3 protein-coding genes are annotated in these 2073 nt (G+C 74.1%); 2 read left to right on the top strand and 1 reads right to left on the bottom strand.

Features of this window, described 5'->3' with window-relative positions; translation table 11 throughout:
- Positions 1 to 231 (top strand): dihydrodipicolinate reductase C-terminal domain-containing protein (locus EYA84_RS31090; protein WP_275540827.1); only part of this gene is annotated, 231 nt, incomplete at its 5' end.
- Between the two features lie 403 nt (positions 232 to 634).
- Here the strand turns inward: EYA84_RS31090 and EYA84_RS31085 are convergent.
- Complete coding sequence (locus EYA84_RS31085; protein ID WP_131057756.1) at positions 635 to 1207, bottom strand: GNAT family N-acetyltransferase; 573 nt, start codon at positions 1205 to 1207, stop codon at positions 635 to 637.
- Positions 1208 to 1242: 35 nt separating this feature from the next.
- Here EYA84_RS31085 and EYA84_RS31080 point away from each other — a divergent pair.
- On the top strand, positions 1243 to 2073 hold an 831-nt coding region (locus tag EYA84_RS31080), incomplete at its 3' end, for a glycosyltransferase family 87 protein (protein WP_131057757.1).

The following is a 2073-nucleotide window of genomic DNA, read 5'->3' as shown; positions in this document are numbered from 1 at the left end:
AGACCGCCCGGTGCCCGGGGCGCCGACGTCGAGGGGGTGCGCGTGCACGCGGTCCGGGCCACCGGCCTGCTCGCCCACCAGGAGGTGCTCTTCGGCACCACCGGCGAGACGCTGACCATCCGGCACGACTCGTACGACCGGGTCTCGTTCATGCCCGGCGTGCTGCTGGCCGTCCGCGCGGTGCCCGGCCGACCCGGTCTGACTCTCGGCCTGGACCCGCTGCTCGACTGAGCCCGACCCGGGCGGCCGCCACGCCCGACGCGGACCCCTCCCGGACCGGGGTTGCCGTGACGGACCGAGGCTGCCGTGACGGACGGGGGCTGCCGTGACGGACGGGGGTTGCCGCGACGGACCGAGGCGGTGTCCTACCCCTGCTTCGGGCACTGTCGAGCTGAACCGTCTGCGCTATCGCGGCCCGGTCGGCCGCCCGTCACCGTCGGCTGCCCGTCACCGTCGGCTGCCCGTCACCGTCGGCCGGCTACGTGTGATCCGTCGCTGCCGGACGAGCCGTCGCTGGCTGCTCGCTGCCGAGTCGGCCGTCGGTGATCCGTCTCTGCTCTCAGCTCGACAGGCACCGGGGTGGCAGTACATCTCCGTCGTGGTGCTGCCGCAGCCCCGGCCGTCCGACGGCCGCTCAGTCCGCCTCGGCGGGCACCGCCACGTGCAGGCGCAGCTGCGGCACCAGCATGTCGTCCACGTCCAGCGCCCGCCCCGCCCCGTCGGGCTCCCAGCCGGCCGCGCCGAGGAACTTCCGGGACGCCTCGTCGCCCTCGAAGACCCAGGAGACGGCCCGGGTGAAGCCGGACTCCCGCCACAGGTCCACACTGGCGGCGAGCAGCCGGCTGCCGTGTCCGCGCCGGCCCCAGCGCGGCTCCACCAGCAGGTCGGTCACCGCCACCACGTCGGCGCCGAGCGCGTCGGCGGGCTCGTTCGGGGCCAGCGCCTCCGCGTCGACCGGCCCGGAGGCGGCGAAGCCCACCAGATACGATTGCTCGGCCTGTTCGACGGCGACCAGCACCCGATGGGTCTCACCGGGCGGCTGGCGCACCGCGGCGTCCCACCGCCGCGCGAGCCACGCCTCGTCGAGGTTCTCCAGCACGTGCCGGGGCAGCAGCCGCCGGTAGGCGACCCGCCAGGTCGCGAGCTGGATGCGGGCGATCTCGGCGACGTCCTCCGGACGCGCCGGGCGGACAAACCCCAGAGCCATGGGACGACAGCCTACGCAGGGTGAGGGAGGCGACGGTGGCGCAGGGTGCCAGGCGGACGGTCGGACAGGTCGTCGCAGTGGTCGTACTCGCCGTCGCGGTGACCGCGTTCCTCTCCGTGGCGGCGGTCCGGCACGGCTTCTTCGACCTGCACGTCTATCGCGGCGCGCTGGTCTGGTGGGTGCACGACGGCGGCGAGATCTACGACTACCTCAAGCCGGGCACCCAGTACGGCTTCACCTACCCGCCGTTCGCCGCGCTGGTGATGCTGCCGATGGCGTACCTGTCCTGGCACGGGGCGATCGTGGTGAGCGTGGCCGCCGGGGTGGCCACCGCCGCGGTGCTGATCTGGTGGCTGCTGGACCCGGTGTCCCGCCGCGCGGGCTGGACCCGGTGGTTCGCGTTCGCGGTGGCGCTCTGCCTGGCCGCCGCGTTCGAGCCGATGCGCGAGACCATCAACTTCGGCCAGGTCAACACGCTGCTGCTGTTCCTGGTCGCGGTGGACCTGCTGCGGTTGCTGCCACGCGACAGCAGGTGGGCCGGCGTCGGCATCGGCCTGGCCACCGCGATCAAGCTCACGCCCGGCATCTTCCTGATCTATCTGCTGGCCACCGGTCGCTGGCGGGCGGCGCTGACCGCCACCGGCACCGCCGCCGGGGCGACCGTGCTGGCCGCCGCGCTGTTCCCGGACGCGGCCCGCGAGTTCTGGACCTCGGCGTTGTGGAACACCGGCCGGGTCGGTGAGCTGGCCTTCGTCTCCAACCAGTCGCTGCGTGGCGTGGTGGCCCGGCTCGACCCGCAGAGCCCCAGCACGCTGGCCTGGCTGGCGCTGGTGGCCGCGACCGTCGCGCTGTGGATCCGACGGTCG

This window comes from Verrucosispora sp. SN26_14.1, from assembly GCF_004307965.1.
In the GTDB taxonomy this organism is placed as follows: Bacteria; Actinomycetota; Actinomycetes; order Mycobacteriales; family Micromonosporaceae; genus Micromonospora.
Note: the sequence above shows the minus strand (reverse complement) of the source record. Positions and strands in the feature narration are given on the sequence as shown.